This window comes from Streptomyces sp. NPDC048643 (assembly GCF_040650615.1).
Classification (GTDB): domain Bacteria; phylum Actinomycetota; class Actinomycetes; order Streptomycetales; family Streptomycetaceae; genus Streptomyces.
Map to the genome: position 1 here is coordinate 1 of NZ_JBEZHO010000110.1, position 2,730 is coordinate 2,730.

The window sequence follows — 2,730 nt, forward strand, 5'->3', positions numbered from 1 at the left end:
TCGAAGGCGGCCAGTGCCCAGTCGTCGCGTGGGAAGTGGGCCGGTACCCAGTCCATCAGGACGCCGATTCCGGCCTGGTGGAGCGCGTCGACGAGATACTTGAAGTCGTCCGGGGTGCCCAGGCGCGCGGTCGGCGCGTAGAACCCCGTGATCTGGTAGCCCCAGGAGCCGCCGAAGGGGTGCTCCGCGACGGGCATCAGCTCGACGTGTGTGAAGCCCAGGTCCGTCACATAGGCGGGAAGCTGCTCGGCGAGCTGCCGATAGGTCAACCCGGGGCGCCAGGACGCCAGATGAACCTCGTAGACCGAGAACGGCGCCTCGTGCAGCGGACGGCGCTTCGCCCGCGCGTCCATCCACGCGGTGTCCTGCCACGTGTGGGACGACCGGGTCACGATCGAGGAGGTCGCCGGCGGAACCTCCGTACGGCGCGCCATCGGGTCGGCGCGCAGGGTGTGCGAACCGTCGGGGCGGGTGATGGCGTACTTGTACAGCTCGCCCTCACCGATCCCGGGCAGGAACACCTCCCACACGCCGGACGAACCGAGCGAACGCATCGGGAAGCCCGAGGCGGCGTCCCAGTGGCAGAAGTTCCCGCAGACCCGCACCCCCTGCGCGTTCGGGGCCCACACCGTGAACCGTGTCCCGACGACGCCCTCGTGGGTCATCGGCTCCGCGCCGAGCGCCTTCCACAGCTCCTCGTGCCGGCCCTCACCGATCAGATGCAGGTCCATCTCACCGAGAGCGGGCAGGAAACGGTACGGGTCCTCCGTCTCGAACTCGGTGCCCTCGTACGTCACCACCAGCGTGTACGCGGGAATCGTGTCGAGCGGCAGCACCGCCCCGAAGAGCCCGTCGCCCAGGTCGTCGAGCGCGGTGCGGCGCCCGCCCACCACCACCGACACGCCCTGGGCGTGCGGCCGCAGCGCCCGGATCACCACACCGCCCGGCACGGGATGGGCTCCGAGCAGCGCGTGCGGATCGTGGTGGGAGCCGGACAGCAGCCGTCCTCGGTCCGTGGGGTCCAGCGCGGTGTGCTGCGCCGGCGGAGCGGCGGGCTTGGCGCGCCGTACGCGGGGGGTTGCGGTGCGGACTGTCACGGCTCGGGCCTCTCGGAGTGGGGGGTGCTGGGGATCGGTTCTCGGACGGGTCGGTGAAGCGACAGGGGACAAGGGAGGTCAGGGGCGGGCGGCGGCGAGTCGTCCGACCGCCGCCATGGGGACGGGCAGCCAGTCGGGACGGTGGCGGGCCTCGTAGAGCACCTCGTACACGGCGCGGTCCGTCTCGTACGCGCGCAGCAGTTCGGGTTCCTCCCGCGGGTCCCAGGCCGCGGCGACGGCGTAGCCCGCGCAGAAGGCCTCCCGGCAGCGGTCCGCCCACTCGGGACGCCACGGCTGACGGGAACGGGCCGCGTAGTCGAAGGAGCGCAGCATGCCGGCCACATCGCGCACGGGGGACTGGACTCGCCGGCGTTCGCTGATCGGGCGGGCGGGTTCCCCCTCGAAGTCGATCACCGACCACCGCTGCCCGGCCCGCAGGACCTGGCCGAGGTGGAGGTCGCCGTGGATGCGCTGGGCGGGGCGGACCGCGGAGTCCAGACCGGCGAGCGCGTCGAAGGCGGACCGCAACCCGTCCGCGTGGGGCCGGAGTTCGGACACGGACCGGACGGCGGCGTCGAGCCGCTCGTGCATCGCGTCCGCGAGCCGCTTGTTGCCGCCGGGGCTCGGCGGGTCGAGGGGGAACGCCGTGGCCAGTGCGAGGTGCACCTCCGCGGTGGCCCGCCCCAGCTCGTACGCCTCCTCGGTGAAGTCCTTCTGTGAGGCGAGCGATTCGAGGGCGAGCGTCCAGCCGTCGGCGGCGTCGCGCAGATACGGCTGGAGTACACCGAGGGTGGCGTCCTGCGGCTCCGAGGTACGGAACCAGGCCGCGGGCGCGGGGACACGGGTGCAGCCCTGCCGGGCCAGCGCCCGCGGCACCTCCAGGTCCGGGTTGATGCCGGGCTGGACGCGCCGGAAGACCTTCAGTATGAACGCGTCCCCGTACACCAGTGAGGAGTTGGACTGCTCCGCGTCGAGCAGCCGCGGTGCGAGTCCGCCCGGCACCGTGACGCGCGGATCGCGCTCGAAGCACAGGGGGCCCGCCGAGCCCGAGACCCGCAGGCGCTCCAGCAGGAGCCCTGCCGCCTTGGGGTCGTGGAAGGCGTCGTACACGGTCAGTTCGGCCAGCGGGCCGGTGCTCGCCCGGCCGATGAAGGCGTGCGCGAGGTGCGGGGGCAGTACCTCCCGTACGCCGAGGAGCAGTTGGTAGCAGTCCTCGACCGGGGGAGTGCCGGCGCCGCTGTGGGCGGGCGGGCCCAGGTGTTCGGTGCGGACGAGCAGATGCAGGCACCCCGGGTACAGCTCGGTCGACGACACCAGCGTCAGGTCCGTGACGGGTCTGCCCTTGCCGGCGAACCAGCGCTGCCGCGGCAGCCAGGCGCGCAGCATCTCGGCGAGCGAGGTGAGCAGCGGAGCGGGACCGAGGCCGCTCGGACGGTGCAGAGCGGTCTTCGCCATGGCGACACGTCCTTTCAGGTGCGGGCGGGCTGTGGGCTGCACGGCTTCACGAGCGCTTGGCGCCGACGGGGGCGACCCCGTTGCGCAGCCGGAACCAGTAGAAGCCGTGTCCGGCGAGGGTGAGCAGGTAGGGCAGTTCGCCGATGGCGGGGAAGCGGACGCCGCCGATGAGTTCGAC

The 2,730-nt window shown here is 72.6% G+C and carries 3 protein-coding genes; all 3 read right to left on the reverse strand.

What is annotated here, in order from left to right:
- Window positions 1-1,097 (reverse strand): alpha-amylase family glycosyl hydrolase (locus AB0C62_RS42065; protein ID WP_362982590.1); only part of this gene is annotated, 1,097 nt, incomplete at its 3' end.
- A 78-nt stretch (window positions 1,098-1,175) separates the two neighbouring features.
- On the reverse strand, window positions 1,176-2,552 hold the full coding sequence (locus AB0C62_RS42070) for a maltokinase (RefSeq protein ID WP_362982592.1): 1,377 nt from the start codon (window positions 2,550-2,552) through the stop codon (window positions 1,176-1,178).
- A gap of 46 nt (window positions 2,553-2,598) precedes the next feature.
- The coding region (locus tag AB0C62_RS42075; RefSeq protein WP_362982594.1) for an alpha-glucosidase C-terminal domain-containing protein at window positions 2,599-2,730 on the reverse strand (132 nt) is incomplete at its 5' end.